This window comes from Kitasatospora sp. NPDC023118 (assembly GCF_055560875.1).
Genome location: NZ_JBVHHW010000011.1, coordinates 85,536 through 100,555, shown reverse-complemented (window position 1 = coordinate 100,555; position 15,020 = coordinate 85,536). Strand labels below are relative to the sequence as shown.

The following is a 15,020-nucleotide window of genomic DNA, read 5'->3' as shown; positions in this document are numbered from 1 at the left end:
GGGGGGTGGGGCCCGCCCCCCAACCCGTCCCCCCCAAAACGGTTTGTTTGGGGGGTGTGGTGGGGGGGGGGGCGCCCCTGGGGGGGCCCCCCCCGCGACGCTACCGGCCCGAAGGTCTTGATCAGGACGGCATGTGACGCCGTGTCACACCGTGATGTTCAGTAGCTCGCATAGGTGGATCAGGGCCGGGATCGCGTCCTGGCGAACGATGACGTCGCCGGTGCGGACACCCTCGATCGGGTAGGGCTTGAAGGTGCCGTTCTTCACCAGCCCTTCGGGGTCCACGTAGAAGATCCGCATCCCCATGTCGCGGGCACGCTGCTGGACCGCGCGCCGGTCGGCATGCAGGCCGATGACCAGCAGGGAGCGAGCTTCGGGCAGCAGCGGCACCGGCGGAATCTTCTGGTCGTAGCGGCGCACGAACACCTCGGGCAGCCCGGCCCGCGCGGAGAGGGTGTCGAAGTTGTGCGTGATCACGGGGCCGACCAGGTGTCCGGCGGTGTGCAGGGCCTTGAGCGCGCGGTGCGCGGCCGTCGGCTCGGCGAGGAAGCACGCGCGGAACATGGCGACCAGGTCGGGCGCCTTGGTGTCCGCGCTGAGCAGCATCTCGGGCACCAGCGTGTCGGCCTCGGGACTGAGGGTGAAAGCGTGCGACTGCGTCAGGGCGTTGTCGCGGCGGTCGGTGACCCGGTACACCTCGTGCAGGTAATGCAGAGGTGGGATACCGGCTTCGATGGACGTGCCGCAGCCGACTTCGACCTGAAACGGCAGGTAGTCCAGGATCGGCGTGAGGTCGGGCGTGATCGTGGGCTCTCCGCGCTGGTCCTTGACCCGCATGCCGCCCGCGAGGACGTCCCACGGTAGATTTCGCACGGTGCGCGGGACTTTGAAGTCCTCCGAGATGAAAGACAGATCGACAGACCGGAAGCCCGCCGGGGTGAGACGTCCGGCGCGCTCGTCCTGCGGGTGGTCGTCGTAATCGGCGACGCTAAGGCGCAGGTCACCTTTCGCCCACACACCATCGCCCTTCGAGCGCCAGTTGCCTCGGCCGAGCCACACGCCGATCTGCCGCAGGTACGCAGCGATCTCGTCGGCGGGGGCGGTGCAGGAGTGGAACAGGTACAGGTCCGACAGGACCAGGCGCGGGACAGGGAACGTGTAGTCGAGCCCGTACAGGTAGCGGTAGTGGACGACCCGGCGGCGCCCGGCATTGTCCACCGACCAGCCGGACTGTGCTGCGTTAGCGGCGTCCTGCGTTCGGCGCCAGATTCCCTCCTCGATGGAGCGGGGGCGCTCGTGGCCATCGCCGGCGAAGTGCTGTTCCCAGCTCTTGACCTGCGTGTCGGTCAGCTACTCGATCACGGCATAGGGCAGGAACACGGCCGTCTCCTTCGGGTGGTGTTCGTGATCAGGGGTTGTTGGGGTGCCGGCCGCTGCTCGGGGGATGCACGCGGCCGGCGCCTGATCCGCCTGGAACAGCGGGCGGAGTCCTGGGTGCCGTCAGGCGCGGTCGTCCGGCACGGCTAGGTCGGCGTGGACGACCTTGCCCCGAGGCCAGAGCTGGACGCCCCACTTGCCGTTCGTCAGGTGGTGAACCAGGGTCAGGCCCCGGCCGGACTCGGCGGTGGGGCCGGCGTCGATCTGTACGGGCGGGGACGCCGAGCCGTCGGAGACCAGTAGGCGCACGGTGCCGGCTGTGGGGCGGAGTACGGCGACGACCATGTGAGTCTGGCAGCCGGTCCGCACCGCGTTGCCCACCAGCTCGGAGATGATCAGCTCCGCGTCGTCTGCCAGGTTGGGCAGGCCCCACTCGGTGAGCTTGGCGCTGACCAGGCGGCGGGCGTCGCGGGCCGATTGCGGGGCGTAAGGCAGCCGGATGGTGGCCGGAGCCGGCAGGGCGGCCGGGGGCGTATCTGCGGCCGGTGGGGTCCGTTCAGAGGTAGCGGTCATCGCTGGCCCCATGTGGGGCGCGCGACGGTCGGCCAGGTCAGCATCCGGTGTCCCTCGGGTCGGTGCCGAGTCCGGCCGCGCGACGGGGGGTGAACAGGCCGGCGGCCGAGGACGCGAGCTCGCGCCGGCGCCAGTGGTCGCCGGGGGAGCGGCGCAGCGGCACCGCGACGGCGCCGGGGTGGGCGGCGGCGAGGAACGCGCCGCGTTCGCGCAGGACGGTGGCGAGCCGGTCGAAGGCGGCCGCATGCCGGCTCGGGCTGGCCATGGGGTCGTCGTGGACCATGTCGCGGGTCCAGGTAACAACGCCGACGACCGTCTGCTCAGACAGGGCGTCGGTCACGGCCTGCCAGCCGGGCCGGGCCATCAGGGGCTGCGCGGGGTCGCTGTCCACGGAGAGCACGGCCACCGGCCACTGACAGGCCTCGGTGAACGTACGGACATGGGCGGCGATGAGATCGGCGGCGGGTGCGTCACCAACGCAGATGTAGATGGCGACGGGGACGCGGCCGACGGGCCGGGGGTGGTCACTGGTCATGCCGACCACTGTCATCGAACGATCACTGTCGGTGAATACACGGGTCGTGGTAGCCGACGAAGTCACCCACCGCCGACCACCACGCTCCGTGGTACCCGCGCCCGTCACGGCGGCCGGGCGCCACGGGGCGTGGTAGCCGCGTATTTCCGAAGCTCACGGACCACCACGTCACGACGTGGCGCTACCTGACCACCAGAGGGACGCCGGCGGCCTGCGCAACGCTCCGCGCCATGGACATCGACACGTCTGCGATCCGGTCCGTGATCACCCCCGGAAGAGCCTGGTGCCGGACCCACCTCGGGGCGATCCGGCACGCCTCTTTCAACTCGGCGGCGGCAGCCTCCCACTGCCGCGTCTCGGTGCGTGTCAGCGCGATGTCCAGGTGAAACCTGGCCCGCGTGGACAGCGGCATGTTTGTGTCGAGACGGGTCGTCTCGATCCAGCGCAGTGCGCCGGCGGTGTCGCCGAGCGCCATCGCCACCGACACGGCCTGCGTAGCGGCGTAGGACGGGCCGAAGGGCTGGCCCTGGTTGCCTCGGGCGTGCTCGCGGCCGATTCGGGCCGCAACGGCGTGACACTGGCTCAAAAAGTCCCGGGCGGTGTCCGCACTCGCCCCGCCTCGGGACGCGGCGACGGCGGCGTTCGTGACGAGCTGTCCGTACACACTGAGCCGGTCCGGGTCACTGTCGGACATACGCGGCTCGACCTTGGCGGCGGCCTGCTGGGCGACGTGAACGCCTTTGGAGGTATGGCCGTCGCGCAGGCAGATCCACGACAGCGACGCCATCAGGTGGGCGGACCGAAGGTCGTCACCGACCTGGTCGGCGACGTTGCGGCCGTGGGTGATCGCGGTGTATCCGAGGTCGCGGGCGCCGAGAATGTTGGCCATGACGGCGGCGGTCTGGAACGCGTCGGAGAGGACGCCGCCGGCGGCCTCGCGCCGGTCCGGTCCGGCGGCGTCGAACAGCGCCCGCGCCTCGGGCAGCAGGGCGGACAGGAGCGCGCCGAGCTCCACGTAGCGGCCGCTCCAGAACGCGGCGTCAGCGCGCCGCGCGGCGTCCCGCAGGTCCTCCAGGCTGCCGGGCTCCACGTCGGTGCCGATGCCAAGGCCGGTGTCGTGCACGGCCGCCGACACCGCCCGCAGGGCCGAGCGTTCGTCCAGGTCCATGCCCCGGCGCGGGGACTGCTGGCCGAGGATCACCGACACGTCCGTGCCGAGGCCGGCGGCTACCTTCATCAGCGACGGCAGCGACAGGCTGCCGCCCTGTTCGAGCTTCCGGATCGTGCCGAGGGACACGCCCGACTTCTCTGCCAAGTTCTCCTGCGTCACCTCCCTGCCGCGCAGGATCTTGACACGCTCCGCCGTGGTCCGTTCCGCCCACAGGGTCATTGGCTGACTCCGTCCCAGGTTGTGGCCTTCCTGTGACGGTACTCCCGCAGGGTGCGGGTGTGACATAGAACGGTTATGCCCCGTACGCCAGTTGACGTGCGGGGCGGTGGTCGGCCTGCCGCAGGTCAGACGCAGGCGCCGATGCCAAGCAGGGACGCCACCCGGGCGGAGGTGCCAGGCTGACCGTCGGCGAGGACCGTGGTGATGCCGAGCGCTTCGGCTGGCGGCAGGTTCACCGGGTGGTCGTCTACGAACACGCACGCCTCGCCCGGCAAACCTATGCGGTCCAGCGTCAGCTGGTAGATCGCCGGGTCAGGCTTGGCGATTCCCTCGCGCTCGGAGATCACCGTGACGTCGAACAGGTCCCACACGCCGCAGGCGGCGTACGGGTCATAGGGGTCCAGGCCGAAGCTGTTGGACAGCATGGCGACCATGTAGCCGGCTTCCCGGGCGGCTTTGGCGAGGGCCACCATGTCGGCCGCCGGCCGGACGCCAGCCCACGCTCGGCCCATCAGGTTCTCGTGCTCGGTCAGTCCGAGGTACGGCGCGGCCTGTCGGTTCCAGTCCGCTTGGCTGAGGGTGCCGCGCTCAAGGTCCGCGTAGAGCTGCCGGACGACCGGGTGCGTGTTCAGCGTGCGGCGCCAGGCCTCGGGGTCGAGTCCCTGGCTTACGCACCACTCGCGGTGCACAGCGAGAGCATCCGTGGTGAGGACGCCGGCGAAGTCGAGGATCAAGCCTCGGTACGTGGACGGAAGCGTGCCGGGCACAGCCGGTTGCGCCATGATGAGTTCCCCTTCTCGGTGCGTCGCAGTACGGCGAAGGTACTCGCCCATTGAGCCGCCGAACTCGCCGCCGCGTGAGGGCAGATGATCGGGGTCCGCGTGAGGGCGTTCGTGCGGGCCCCATCGCGGCGCTCAGCGCGCGGCCAGGGCCTCCAGGACGCGGTCGAGGGAGGTGCCGAGGCCCCAGCGGGTGGAGAGGTGTTCCAGGGTCATCGGGTCCAGGGGCTCGTGAGGGAGGGCCGGGTCGAAGTCGGGCAGGGGGGCGTCCTGAGCCACCCGGACGACGGTGGGGGCGACGTCGAGGTAGGCGGCGCCCTCGACGATGTTGCGGCGGCGGGCCGGGGTGAGCCTGGAACCCACGTCCAGCGCCGCGGCGCGGATGGCCGCGAGGTCGCCGTACTCGTTGATCAGTTGGGCGGCGGTCTTCTCGCCGATGCCCTTGACGCCGGGCAGGCCGTCGGACGGGTCGCCGCGCAGGGCGGCCATGTCGGCGTACTGGGCGCCGCGCACGCCGTACTTCTCCAGCAGCAGCGCGTCGTCGGTGACCTGCAGGTTGCCCATGCCCTTGACCGGGTAGAGCACGGTGATCCGCCGGGCGTCGTCCACCAGTTGGAACAGGTCGCGGTCTCCGGTGACGATCTGCACCGGGCCCTCGGCGCGGGCGGTGAGGGTGCCGATCACGTCGTCGGCCTCGTAGCCGGGAGAGCCGACCCGGGCGATGCCGAGGGCGTCGAGCACCTGCTCGATCACCGGGACCTGCGGGGCCAGCGTGTCGGGCACCTCCTCCTCGCCGTCCTCGGCGGCTTCGGCGACCCGGTGGGTCTTGTAGGAGGGGACGAGGTCCACGCGCCACTGGGGGCGCCAGTCGGCGTCCATGCAGGCGACGAGTTCGTCGGGGCGGTGGTCGTGGACCAGCCGGGCGATGAAGTCCAGCAGGCCGCGGACGGCGTTGACCGGCTCACCCTGCGGGGAGCGCAGGGTGTCCGGTACGCCGAAGTAGGCCCGGAAGTACAGGCTGGCGGAGTCGAGCAGCATCAGTCGCGGTGCGGTCACGTGTCAGATCATGCCGCACCGCGATGACGAAGAGCGGTCTCAGTGCTCGTGCGGGCCGGCGCGGTGCACCGGGCCGTGCGCGTCGGCGCAGTGTTCGGCGGCCGAATCGCCCGGGGTGGCGATCTGGAGCAGCGCGCCCGCCTCGTCCTCGCCGACGTGGTCGACCTGGAGGGTGCTGTGGGTGATGCCGTACTCCTCGGCCAGCCGGCGCTGCAGCGAGCGCCGGACGGCGTGGCAGTCGCCGCCGGGGGTGACCAGGATGTGGGCGGACAGGGCCGGCTGGTTGGAGGTGATCTCCCAGATGTGCAGGTCGTGGATCTCCTCGACCAGCGGCTCGGCGACCAGTCGGTCGGCCACCGTGTCCGGGTCGATCCCGGCGGGGGCGGCCTCCAGGAAGATCCGTCCGGAGTCGCGGACCAGCCCGATGCCGGCCCTGAGCATCAGCGCGACCACGATCAGCGAGGCGATCGCGTCGGCCCGGACGAAGCTGGTGGTCAGCATGATCACACCGGCGATGGCGGTGGCGACGAAGGCGTACAGGTCGGTGAGGACGTGTTGGAAGGCGCCTTCGACGTTCAGCGAGCTGCGGTTGGCCTTCGACATGCACCAGGCGGCGGCCAGGTTGACCACGATCCCGATCAGCGCGGTGATCAGCACCAGCGAGCCGGTGACCGCGGGCGGCTCGATCAGCCGGGTGATCGCCTCGTAGCCCAGCCAGGCCGACAGCACCAGCAGCGTCACGCCGTTGGCCTGCGCGGAGAGGATCTCGGCACGCTTGAGCCCGTAGGTGTAGCCGCCGCGGGCCGGGCGGGCGGCGAGCCGCATGGCGACCAGGGCCAGCACGATCGAGGCGGCGTCGGTGAGCATGTGCGCCGCGTCGGAGATCAGGGCCAGCGACTGGGCGGCGAAGCCGACCGCGACCTCGCCGGCCATGAAGACGACGATCAGGGCGAGGGCGCTGACCAGCCAGCGGCGGTCGGCGTCGGCGGAGACGCCGTGCGAATGGCCTCCGTGCCCGCCGTGTCCGTGTCCGCCGTGTCCGTGTCCGTGTCCGTGGCCGTGCGAGTTCTGGTGGTCATGCGCATGATCATCGTGGGAATGCTCGTGCCCGGCCATCGAAGTCCTCTCTGGACGCACGGGTGGGAGGTGACGCGGTGCGATCGCCCCGCACTCGAAGTGAACCGCAGAATCGACAAAGATCCAAAGGCTGTACTGGTGACCGTTGTCGTTGCCGTTCGGTCGGTGCTCGGTTGCCGCTCACATGCCCCGCGTCGGCCCGGCCTGTGGTCGGGTTGCCGGTGGCGTGTACCCCGGTCAGGGCCGTGATCTGCGGTCACCCGAACGGGGGGCGAGCTTGCGCGGCCGTGCGCCGGTCCGCGACGATCACGGCCGGTGGAGATCGCTACCGCGGCATCGTTCCGCTGGCGCTCTGAACTCGAACCGACCACCGAGGAATTGATGAACCGCCATCTCGCGGCCTCCCGCGAGTGGTTCCCGCACCAGCACGTTCCCCGGCTCCAACGCCTTTTGATGCCGTGGATGCAGAGCGCAATCGACGGCAAGTGTGATAAACGCGCTTGCCCTGAAAGGCAGTTGCACCAAGAGGCGTCGTGCCGCGTTCCGCAGTCAAACCGAAAGCAGGTGACCCCGGCAGCGCGCCAACGCTCCGGGGTCCGGCACCAGGAGCGGACCTCCCGATGCGCGAGGCAGAAGAGCCGGCGCCCCTGGTGGCCCAGTGGCTACAGCGCGGCAGCACGCCGGCCGACCCGGCCCAAGCGTTGCTCCACGGCCTGCCCGCCCCCCACCGGAAGTTGCCACGCCCCCCGGTCCGCGTTCACCCCAGCGCCACCGCGTCCAGCGCCGCCGCGGTGGCGGCCCGCACCAGGCCCTGCATCACCCGCAGGTCGTCCCCCTGCTCCGGATGCCACTGCACCCCGACCGTGAACCCCGGTCCCTCCACCGCCTCCACCGTCCCGTCCGGCGCGAGCGCGCTCACCCGCAGGCCCGCCCCCAGCCGGTCCACCGCCTGGTGGTGGAAGGTCGGCACCTCCAACTCGCTCTCCGGCAGCAGCCCGCCCAGCAGCGTCCCCGGCACCGGTCGCACCACGTGGGCGCCGTAGACCCCGGGCGATCCGCCGTGCACGTCCACCGCGACCACGTCCGGCAGGTGCTGCACCAGCGTCCCGCCGCAGACCACGTTCAGGACCTGCATCCCCCGGCAGATCCCGAGCACCGGCATCCCCGCCGCCAGGGCACCCCGCAGCAGCGCGACCTCCCAGGCGTCCCGCTCCGGCGAGTCGACCTCCGTCAACGGGTGCGCCGGCTCGCCGTAGTACGCCGGGTCGATGTCCGGCCCGCCGGCGATGACCAGGCCGTCCAGTCGGGCGAGCACCTCGGGGGCGCGTTCGGGGGCGTCGGGCGGCAGGAGGACGGCGATCCCGCCGGAGTTACGGACGTACGCGGTGTACCGCTCGGGCACCAGGGCGACCCGGCGGCCCCGCCAGTCGCTCCAACTCGCGTCCACCAGGTAGGTGCTGACGCCGATCAATGGCCTGCGATCCATGGCGCGCATTCTCCTCCCGTACCGGCTGATCCCCCGTCAAGCACGCATATCGGCGCGCCACACCCGTCCGCCCTCTTCCGCCCCGCGAGCCGCAGGCCGTACGGTTCGCTGTGACCGCTTGAATTCAAAGAGTGATCGATGGGGAGGGTTCCGCCATGCCCGAGAACGCCGCCGCGGGCTCGCCGCCCCGGCCGCCGCTGACCCTGGACGAGCTGCGCACCCTGGTGGACGCCGGCGAGGTGCACACCGTGGCGCTCTCGTTCACCGACATGCAGGGCCGGCTGCAGGGCAAGCGCTTCGCCGCCCGGTTCTTCCTCGACGAGGTCGCCGAGAAGGGCGCCGAGGCCTGCGACTACCTGCTGGCCGTGGACGTGGACCTGAACACCGTGGACGGTTACGCCTTCTCCTCCTGGGCCACCGGCTACGGCGACTTCGCCATGCGCCCCGACCTCGGCACCCTGCGGCTGACTCCGTGGCAGCCCGGCACCGCCCAGGTCACCGCCGACCTGGCCCGGCACGGCGGCCACCCGGTGGACGCCGCCCCGCGCCAGCTGCTGCGCCGGCAGATCGCCCGGCTCGCCGAGTACGGCCTGGCCGCCGACATCGGCACCGAGCTGGAGTTCCTGGTGTTCCGCGACACCTACGAGCAGGCCTGGCTCGGCGGCTACCGCGGCCTGACCCCGGCGAACCTGTACAACGTGGATTACTCGATGCTGGGCACCGCCAGGATCGAACCGCTGCTGTCCCGGATCCGCAACGAGATGGCGGGCGCCGGGCTGACCGTCGAGTCCGCGAAGGGCGAGTGCAACCTCGGCCAGCACGAGATCGCCTTCCGCTATACCGACGCCCTCACCACCTGCGACCAGCACAGCGTCTACAAGACCGGCGCCAAGGAGATCGCCGCCCAACAGGGCTGCGCGCTCACCTTCATGGCCAAGTACGACGAGCGCGAGGGCAACAGCTGCCACATCCACCTGTCGCTGCGCGACGCGGTGGGCGCCCCCGCCTTCGCCGACCGCGACGGCCGGATGACCGACACCATGCGGCACTTCCTGGCCGGACAGCTCCTCGCGCTGCGCGAGTTCAGCCTGCTGTACGCGCCGAACATCAACTCCTACAAGCGCTACCGCCCCGGCTCGTTCGCCCCGACCGCCGTCGCCTGGGGCCGGGACAACCGCACCTGCGCCTACCGGGTGGTCGGCCACGGCCCGGGGCTGCGGATGGAGAACCGGGTGCCCGGCGGCGACGTCAACCCGTACCTCGCGGTGGCCGGCATGATCGCCGCCGGGCTGTACGGCCTGCAGCGCAAGCTCGACCTGCCCGCGCCCTGCCTGGGCAACGCCTACGCGGTGGAGGAGTACGCCCGGGTGCCCGGATCGCTGCGCGAGGCGGCCGAGTTGTGGGCGGAGAGCGAGCTGGCCCGGTCGGCCTTCGGCGACGACGTGGTCGAGCACTACCTGAACATGGCCCGGGTCGAGCAGGCCGCCTACGACGGGGCCGTCACCGACTGGGAGCGCTACCGATCCTTCGAACGGATGTGAGCCGTGACCGAGCCGACCGGCGGCGCCGAGCCGACCAGCAGCACCGTCCGCAACCCCGCCACCGGCGAGGTGCTCGCCACCGTCCCGGACACCACCGCCGAGCAGCTGGACGCGGCCGTCCAGCGGGCGGTGAAGGCCCGGGCGGGCTGGGCGGCGTTGGCGCCCGGTGAACGCGCCCGGCTGCTGCGCCGGTTCGCCGACCAGGTCGAGGTGCACATCCCCGAACTGGCCGCCCTGGAGGCGCGCGAGGCCGGCCACACCGTGGGCAACGCCCGCTGGGAGGCCGGCAACGTCCGCGACCTGCTGGAGTACGCCGCAGGGGGAGTGGAGCGTCTGACTGGACGTCAGATCCCCGTCCCCGGCGGCCTGGACGTGACCTTCCACGAACCGGTCGGCGTGGTCGGGGTGATCGCCCCCTGGAACTTCCCGATGCCGATCGCCGCCTGGGGCTTCGCGCCCGCCCTCGCGGCCGGCAACGCCGTACTCCTCAAGCCCGCCGAGGCGACCCCGCTGACCGCTCTGCGGCTGGCCGAACTGGCACTCGCCGCGGGCTTGCCCGAGGGCCTGTTCCAGATCGTCCCGGGCGCCGGCGGCACCACCGGGCGGGCCCTGGTCGACCACCCGGCCGTCCGCAAGATCGTCTTCACCGGCTCGACCGTGGTCGGCAAGGAGGTCGCCGCCCGCTGCGCCGCCCGGGCCAAGCGGGTCACCCTGGAACTCGGCGGCAAGAGCCCCAACGTCGTCTTCGCCGACGCCGACCTGGCCCGCGCCGCCGACCCGATGTCCTTCGCCGACAACAGCGGCCAGGACTGCTGCGCCCGCAGCCGCATCCTGGTCCAGCGCGAGGTGTACGAGGACTTCCTCGCCCTGCTGCTGCCCGCGGTGGAGGCGCTGCGCACCGGCGACCCGAACGACCCGAACACCCAGCTCGGCCCGCTGATCTCGGCCGCGCAGGTCCGCCGGGTCGGCTCCTACGTCACCCCCGAGCTGCCGGTGCTGGCCCGTGGCACCGTGCCGGACGGGCCCGGCTACTGGTACCCGCCGACCGTGCTCGCCCCCGCCGACCCGGAGGTCCCGGCGGTCACCGAGGAGATCTTCGGCCCGGTCGCCACCGTGCTGCCGTTCACCGACGAGGCCGACGCGCTGCGCCTGGCCAACGCCACCCGCTACGGCCTGTCCGGCTCGATCTGGACCAGGGACGTCGGCCGGGCGCTGCGGCTGGCCCGGGGCGTGCAGGCGGGCAACCTGTCGGTCAACTCGCACTCCTCGGTGCGCTATTGGACGCCCTTCGGCGGGTTCGGAGAGTCCGGGGTGGGCCGCGAGCTGGGGCCGGACGCGCTGCGCCACTTCACCGAGACCAAGAACGTCTTCATCCACAGTGAGGAGTAGGAGCCCGATGCGCGACAACGACATCGTCTGCCGCCGCCTGGTCGGCCGCACCGCCGTGGTCACCGGGGCGGGCAGCGGGATCGGCCTGGCCGCCGCCCGCCGGCTCGCCTCCGAGGGCGCCAAGGTGGTCTGCGCGGACCTGGACGAGGAGACCGGCCGGGCGGCCGCCAAGGAGGTCGGCGGGCTGTTCGTGCACACCGACGTCACCGACCCGTACATGGTCGAGGCGCTGTTCGACGAGGCGTACGAGACGTACGGCAGCGTGGACGTCGCCTTCAACAACGCGGGCATCTCGCCGCCGGAGGACGACTCCATCCTGACCACCGGCCTGGACGCCTGGCGCAAGGTCCAGGAGGTCAACCTGACCTCGGTCTACCTGTGCTGCAAGGCCGCGCTGCCGTACATGCGCCGGCACGGGCGGGGCTCGATCATCAACACCGCCAGCTTCGTGGCCCGGATGGGGGCGGCCACCTCGCAGATCTCGTACACCGCTTCCAAGGGCGGGGTGCTGGCGATGTCCCGCGAGCTGGGCGTCCAGTTCGCCCGGGAGGGGATCCGGGTGAACGCGCTGTCGCCCGGGCCGGTGGACACCCCGCTGCTGCGCGAGCTGTTCGCCGAGGACCCGGAGCGGGCGGCCCGCCGGCTGGTGCACATCCCGCTCGGCCGCTTCGCCCGGGCCGAGGAGATCGCCGCCGCGGTGGCCTTCCTGGCCAGCGACGACTCCTCGTTCATCACCGCGAGCGAGTTCCTGGTGGACGGCGGCATCTCCGGGGCGTACGTGACGCCCCGGTAGGAACACGCCGGCGGGCCGTCGGCGGCTTCTCACCGTAATCTCATCGAAAACCGCGCCAATTCGCGGCTGCGCTGATTTCGCGTTTATCCGGCTGCCTTTAGATTCTGTGGTGTGAGCGAGCAGATTCCAGCCGGGTGGTACCCGGATCCGAAGGACACCACCAGCCAGCCGAGACCGCAGCGCTGGTGGGACGGGCAGGGCTGGACGGCCGACACCCGGCCCGCGCCCTCGGACGCCCCGCAGCCGGCGCGCCCGGCCGCCGCGGCTCCGGGGCCGGGAGCGGCGGAGCAGCCCACGGTGCTGGAGGGTGAGGTCCTGGACAGCGGTCCGACGGTCCGCTACCCGGAGCCGCCGCCCTTGGGCGCCGCGTACGGCTCCCACGGCGAGCCCGTCAAGCCGCCGCGCAAGGCCTGGCGCAAGCCCTCCAAGCTGGTGGCGGCGACCGCCGTCGCGGCCCTGCTCGGGCTGGGCGCCGGCTCGGGGATCACCTACCTCGCGATGGACGGCCACGACAAGGACCGCACCCAGCGCAGCGCCCGGCAGCTGCCCGCGCCGAACGGCGACGCGGGGCCGTTCGGCGGCCTCCCGGGCCTCGGCGGCGGCACCGGTGGCAGCGGTGGCAGCGGTGGCAGCGGTGGTGGCGGCGGCGGAAACGGCAGCGGGAAGTCCAAGCCGGGCGCCGGAAAGGCGATCGACCTGGTGAACAAGCTCACCCTGCCGGTCCCCTCAGGCTGGCAGGCCGGCCAGACCGATGACGGCTACGCCGAGATCACCGTCGGCTCGTACACCTGCGCGGACGGCACCGCCAGGTGCTCCCTCGGCGGGGTGACCACCGGCCGGATCGACGGCGGCGGCACGGACGTCCAGGCGGCGGCCAAGGCGGACATCGAGAAGGCCGCCAAGGATTCGTACGGGGACAGCACCGGGCACCAGGAGCTCAAGTCCGAGGCCGTGAAGGTCAACGGGCAGGACGGCTACCTGGTCCGCTGGAAGGTGGACGCGGCCAAGGGCAACAACGGCTACGTGCAGACCGTGGTCTTCCCGTCCACCGACGGCAAGGCGCTGGTCGCGGTGCACTTCGGCTTCGACATCGCCGACAAGGCGCCGGACGTCGCCGTGATGGACACCATCGTCAAGGGCATCGCCGACTTCAAGGGCAAGCTCCCGCCCGTCCCCGGCCTCCCTGGGATGCCGGGGATGCCGGGCGGCGGCTCCGGCAGCTCGGGCAGCGCGGGCAGCCCCGACGGCTCGGGGACCCCCGACGGCTCGGGGACCGAGACCACCTGAGTCCCCCGCTCCTCACACCGCGGCGGCCCACCCGGGAGGAATCCCTCCCGGGTGGGCCGCCGCCGTTCAACCCGACACCTCGACGGCGCCGCGGAACCGGACCGGACGGGGGTGGGCCGGCCCGGCTCCGCGTCCGGCGTCAGGAGTCGCGTCGAACAGCCTCGACACGACGGCGCCGGAGCACCATGCCCGCCCAGCCCACGCCGAGCGCGGCGGCACCGGCCAGCAGCAGCGGACCGGTGGCCGAGGTGCCGGCCACGGCCGCGGCGGTGGCCGGGATCGGCTGGCCGGCGGGGGCGTTCGGGTCCCCGCCGTGGCCGTGGTGGGCGACCGTGGACCTGGGGGCGTCGGCGGCGATCTGCGCGTCGCTGGGCGCGGCCGGGGCGGCGAGCGAGGAGACGGCCGGGGCGCCCGCGGTGGTGGGCGTGCCGAAGTCGACGTCGGAGCAGCTGTAGAACGCCTCCGGGCTGTCGCTGCGCTGCCAGATCATGTACAGCAGCTGGCGGCCGGTGCGCTGCGGCAGGGTGCCCGAGTAGGTGTAGTACCCGTTGACGGCGGTGCGGTCGACCTGCACCTGGGCCACCGGGGTCGGGTCGAGGTCCGACCACTTCAGCGGCTTGGTCGGGTCGTAGCCCGGCTTGGTGAGGTAGACGGTCTGGGTGCCGACGTGCGGCGCCGTGGTGCGGAACCGGAAGGTGAAGCTGCCCGCGCTGACCGGGGTGGCCGGCCAGTCGGTGCGCGGCCAGTCCAGCGCCGCGTACTTGTCGCGGTTGGCCGAGCAGAGCCTGCCGTCCGGGATCAGCGCCTGGTGGTTCCCGGCGGCGTTGGCGATGTTGACCTCGTTCCAGTCGTACAGCGGCTGGGTGCCGCTCGCCGCGACGAGGTCCTTGCAGACCTGCGACACCGGGTGTTCCGGGCCCTCGGCGTAGCAGGCGCCGACCCGGCTGACGGGGTTGGTCATCGTGCCGTGGGCGCTGGCGGTACCGGCGGTGGTCGCGGCCACCACGAGCACCGCGGCGCCGACCACGCCGACGGACAGGGCACTTCGCTTGATGGACATGGGGTGGGGACTCCTTGACCGTCGTTCCGGGCGGGTGTGGGGGAGAGCGGACACGCCTGCCCGTTCGGGGGCCGCCCGGCCCGGATCGCGGGCCCCCGGCCAGAGCGTAGGATTGGTCTGGACCAGATGGCAATAGCCTTGCGTACCAGGCTTGTTGACGGACTGCAGGCCCCGGAGTAGCACAAAGGCCCGATGGGACACCCGGGTCAGGTGTTCCATCGGGCCCGCTCAAGGCTCGGGAAAGGTCAGAAGTTCAGGTTGCCGTTGATCGTGTCGGCCTGGGCGACCTTGCCCTGGCCGACCTGGATGACGGAGCCGTGGACGGTCATGTCCTTGAGCTCGTTGTGGATCACGGTGGACGGCTGCTCCGTCGACTTCGGCGAGAACTCATCGAGGATCTGCCGGAGTTGGGTGGCTGCTTCCGGGTTGTTCTGCAGTACCAGGCGCAGTCGCCGCTGCCACTGGGGAACTTGGGCGTCGCGGGTCTCCGGGGCCTCGGCGATCTCGCCCTGGATCTCGTCCAGCTCCTGCGTCACCTCCTCTTCCCGGTCCCGTCCGAACAGGGCTGCGAAGCGCGGCTTGACCCGCGCCCAGGCCTCGGTGACCATCAGGCCGACCAGTGCGGTCGCGCCCCTCGTCGCAAGCTCCGCGATCTCGGCTTCCATGCCACTCCCTCA

14 protein-coding genes are annotated in these 15,020 nt (G+C 71.9%); 4 read left to right on the top strand and 10 right to left on the bottom strand.

Annotation, left to right across the window (positions count from 1 at the left end; genetic code table 11):
• Nucleotides 1-144: 144 nt before the first annotated feature.
• The 8 genes from ACZ3UD_RS16560 to ACZ3UD_RS16525 all read right to left on the bottom strand — a co-directional run bounded on the left by ACZ3UD_RS16560 (nucleotide 145) and on the right by ACZ3UD_RS16525 (nucleotide 8,273).
• Nucleotides 145-1,218, bottom strand: a complete 1,074-nt coding sequence (locus ACZ3UD_RS16560) for an SIR2 family protein (protein ID WP_465587197.1) — start codon at nucleotides 1,216-1,218, stop codon at nucleotides 145-147.
• A gap of 282 nt (nucleotides 1,219-1,500) precedes the next feature.
• Nucleotides 1,501-1,950 carry an ATP-binding protein gene (locus tag ACZ3UD_RS16555; RefSeq protein WP_465587194.1) on the bottom strand — a complete coding sequence of 150 codons (450 nt, stop codon included), beginning with the start codon at nucleotides 1,948-1,950 and terminating at the stop codon, nucleotides 1,501-1,503.
• Between the two features lie 37 nt (nucleotides 1,951-1,987).
• Entirely contained in the window at nucleotides 1,988-2,485 is a 498-nt protein-coding gene (locus tag ACZ3UD_RS16550; protein ID WP_465587192.1) for a hypothetical protein, read from the bottom strand.
• 181 nt (nucleotides 2,486-2,666) lie between these two features.
• A complete protein-coding gene (locus tag ACZ3UD_RS16545) occupies nucleotides 2,667-3,941 on the bottom strand; it encodes a helix-turn-helix domain-containing protein (RefSeq protein ID WP_465587190.1) in 1,275 nt (424 codons plus the stop codon).
• 59 nt (nucleotides 3,942-4,000) lie between these two features.
• Nucleotides 4,001-4,657 (bottom strand): HAD family hydrolase, encoded by a 657-nt coding sequence (locus ACZ3UD_RS16540; RefSeq protein ID WP_465587188.1) that lies wholly within the window; start codon nucleotides 4,655-4,657, stop codon nucleotides 4,001-4,003.
• A gap of 132 nt (nucleotides 4,658-4,789) precedes the next feature.
• On the bottom strand, nucleotides 4,790-5,692 hold the full coding sequence (locus ACZ3UD_RS16535) for a 5'-3' exonuclease (RefSeq protein ID WP_465587511.1): 903 nt from the start codon (nucleotides 5,690-5,692) through the stop codon (nucleotides 4,790-4,792).
• A 57-nt stretch (nucleotides 5,693-5,749) separates the two neighbouring features.
• A complete protein-coding gene (locus ACZ3UD_RS16530) occupies nucleotides 5,750-6,826 on the bottom strand; it encodes a cation diffusion facilitator family transporter (RefSeq protein ID WP_465587186.1) in 1,077 nt (358 codons plus the stop codon).
• A 718-nt stretch (nucleotides 6,827-7,544) separates the two neighbouring features.
• The gene (locus ACZ3UD_RS16525; protein WP_465587183.1) at nucleotides 7,545-8,273 is read right to left on the bottom strand and encodes a gamma-glutamyl-gamma-aminobutyrate hydrolase family protein; all 729 of its coding nucleotides are present in this window, start codon (nucleotides 8,271-8,273) and stop codon (nucleotides 7,545-7,547) included.
• A gap of 155 nt (nucleotides 8,274-8,428) precedes the next feature.
• Between ACZ3UD_RS16525 and ACZ3UD_RS16520 the strand changes: the two genes are divergently transcribed.
• The 4 genes from ACZ3UD_RS16520 (at nucleotide 8,429) to ACZ3UD_RS16505 (ending at nucleotide 13,283) form a co-directional block, all read left to right on the top strand.
• A complete protein-coding gene (locus tag ACZ3UD_RS16520; protein WP_465587180.1) occupies nucleotides 8,429-9,814 on the top strand; it encodes a glutamine synthetase family protein in 1,386 nt (461 codons plus the stop codon).
• 3 nt (nucleotides 9,815-9,817) lie between these two features.
• Nucleotides 9,818-11,203, top strand: a complete 1,386-nt coding sequence (locus tag ACZ3UD_RS16515) for an aldehyde dehydrogenase family protein (protein WP_465587177.1) — start codon at nucleotides 9,818-9,820, stop codon at nucleotides 11,201-11,203.
• Nucleotides 11,204-11,210: 7 nt separating this feature from the next.
• Nucleotides 11,211-11,996 (top strand): 3-oxoacyl-ACP reductase, encoded by a 786-nt coding sequence (locus ACZ3UD_RS16510; RefSeq protein WP_465587174.1) that lies wholly within the window; start codon nucleotides 11,211-11,213, stop codon nucleotides 11,994-11,996.
• Between the two features lie 111 nt (nucleotides 11,997-12,107).
• A complete protein-coding gene (locus ACZ3UD_RS16505; protein ID WP_465587171.1) occupies nucleotides 12,108-13,283 on the top strand; it encodes a DUF2510 domain-containing protein in 1,176 nt (391 codons plus the stop codon).
• Between the two features lie 139 nt (nucleotides 13,284-13,422).
• On the opposite strand, the gene ACZ3UD_RS16500 is transcribed toward ACZ3UD_RS16505, so the two are convergent.
• Both ACZ3UD_RS16500 and ACZ3UD_RS16495 read right to left on the bottom strand, forming a co-directional pair.
• A complete protein-coding gene (locus ACZ3UD_RS16500) occupies nucleotides 13,423-14,343 on the bottom strand; it encodes a lytic polysaccharide monooxygenase auxiliary activity family 9 protein (RefSeq protein WP_465587169.1) in 921 nt (306 codons plus the stop codon).
• A 245-nt stretch (nucleotides 14,344-14,588) separates the two neighbouring features.
• The gene (locus ACZ3UD_RS16495) at nucleotides 14,589-15,008 is read right to left on the bottom strand and encodes a hypothetical protein (protein WP_465587167.1); all 420 of its coding nucleotides are present in this window, start codon (nucleotides 15,006-15,008) and stop codon (nucleotides 14,589-14,591) included.
• Nucleotides 15,009-15,020 lie beyond the last annotated feature (12 nt).

Excerpts from the sequence above, each read along its gene's own strand:
- ACZ3UD_RS16555 (WP_465587194.1), bottom strand. The coding sequence starts at position 1,950 with ATGACCGCTACCTCTGAACGGACCCCACCGGCCGCAGATACGCCCCCG.
- ACZ3UD_RS16550 (WP_465587192.1), bottom strand. The coding sequence starts at position 2,485 with ATGACCAGTGACCACCCCCGGCCCGTCGGCCGCGTCCCCGTCGCCATC.
- ACZ3UD_RS16545 (WP_465587190.1), bottom strand. The coding sequence starts at position 3,941 with ATGTCACACCCGCACCCTGCGGGAGTACCGTCACAGGAAGGCCACAAC.
- ACZ3UD_RS16540 (WP_465587188.1), bottom strand. The coding sequence starts at position 4,657 with ATGGCGCAACCGGCTGTGCCCGGCACGCTTCCGTCCACGTACCGAGGC.
- ACZ3UD_RS16535 (WP_465587511.1), bottom strand. The coding sequence starts at position 5,692 with ATGCTGCTCGACTCCGCCAGCCTGTACTTCCGGGCCTACTTCGGCGTA.
- ACZ3UD_RS16530 (WP_465587186.1), bottom strand. The coding sequence starts at position 6,826 with ATGGCCGGGCACGAGCATTCCCACGATGATCATGCGCATGACCACCAG.
- ACZ3UD_RS16525 (WP_465587183.1), bottom strand. The coding sequence starts at position 8,273 with ATGGATCGCAGGCCATTGATCGGCGTCAGCACCTACCTGGTGGACGCG.
- ACZ3UD_RS16520 (WP_465587180.1), top strand. The coding sequence starts at position 8,429 with ATGCCCGAGAACGCCGCCGCGGGCTCGCCGCCCCGGCCGCCGCTGACC.
- ACZ3UD_RS16510 (WP_465587174.1), top strand. The coding sequence starts at position 11,211 with ATGCGCGACAACGACATCGTCTGCCGCCGCCTGGTCGGCCGCACCGCC.
- ACZ3UD_RS16500 (WP_465587169.1), bottom strand. The coding sequence starts at position 14,343 with ATGTCCATCAAGCGAAGTGCCCTGTCCGTCGGCGTGGTCGGCGCCGCG.
- ACZ3UD_RS16495 (WP_465587167.1), bottom strand. The coding sequence starts at position 15,008 with ATGGAAGCCGAGATCGCGGAGCTTGCGACGAGGGGCGCGACCGCACTG.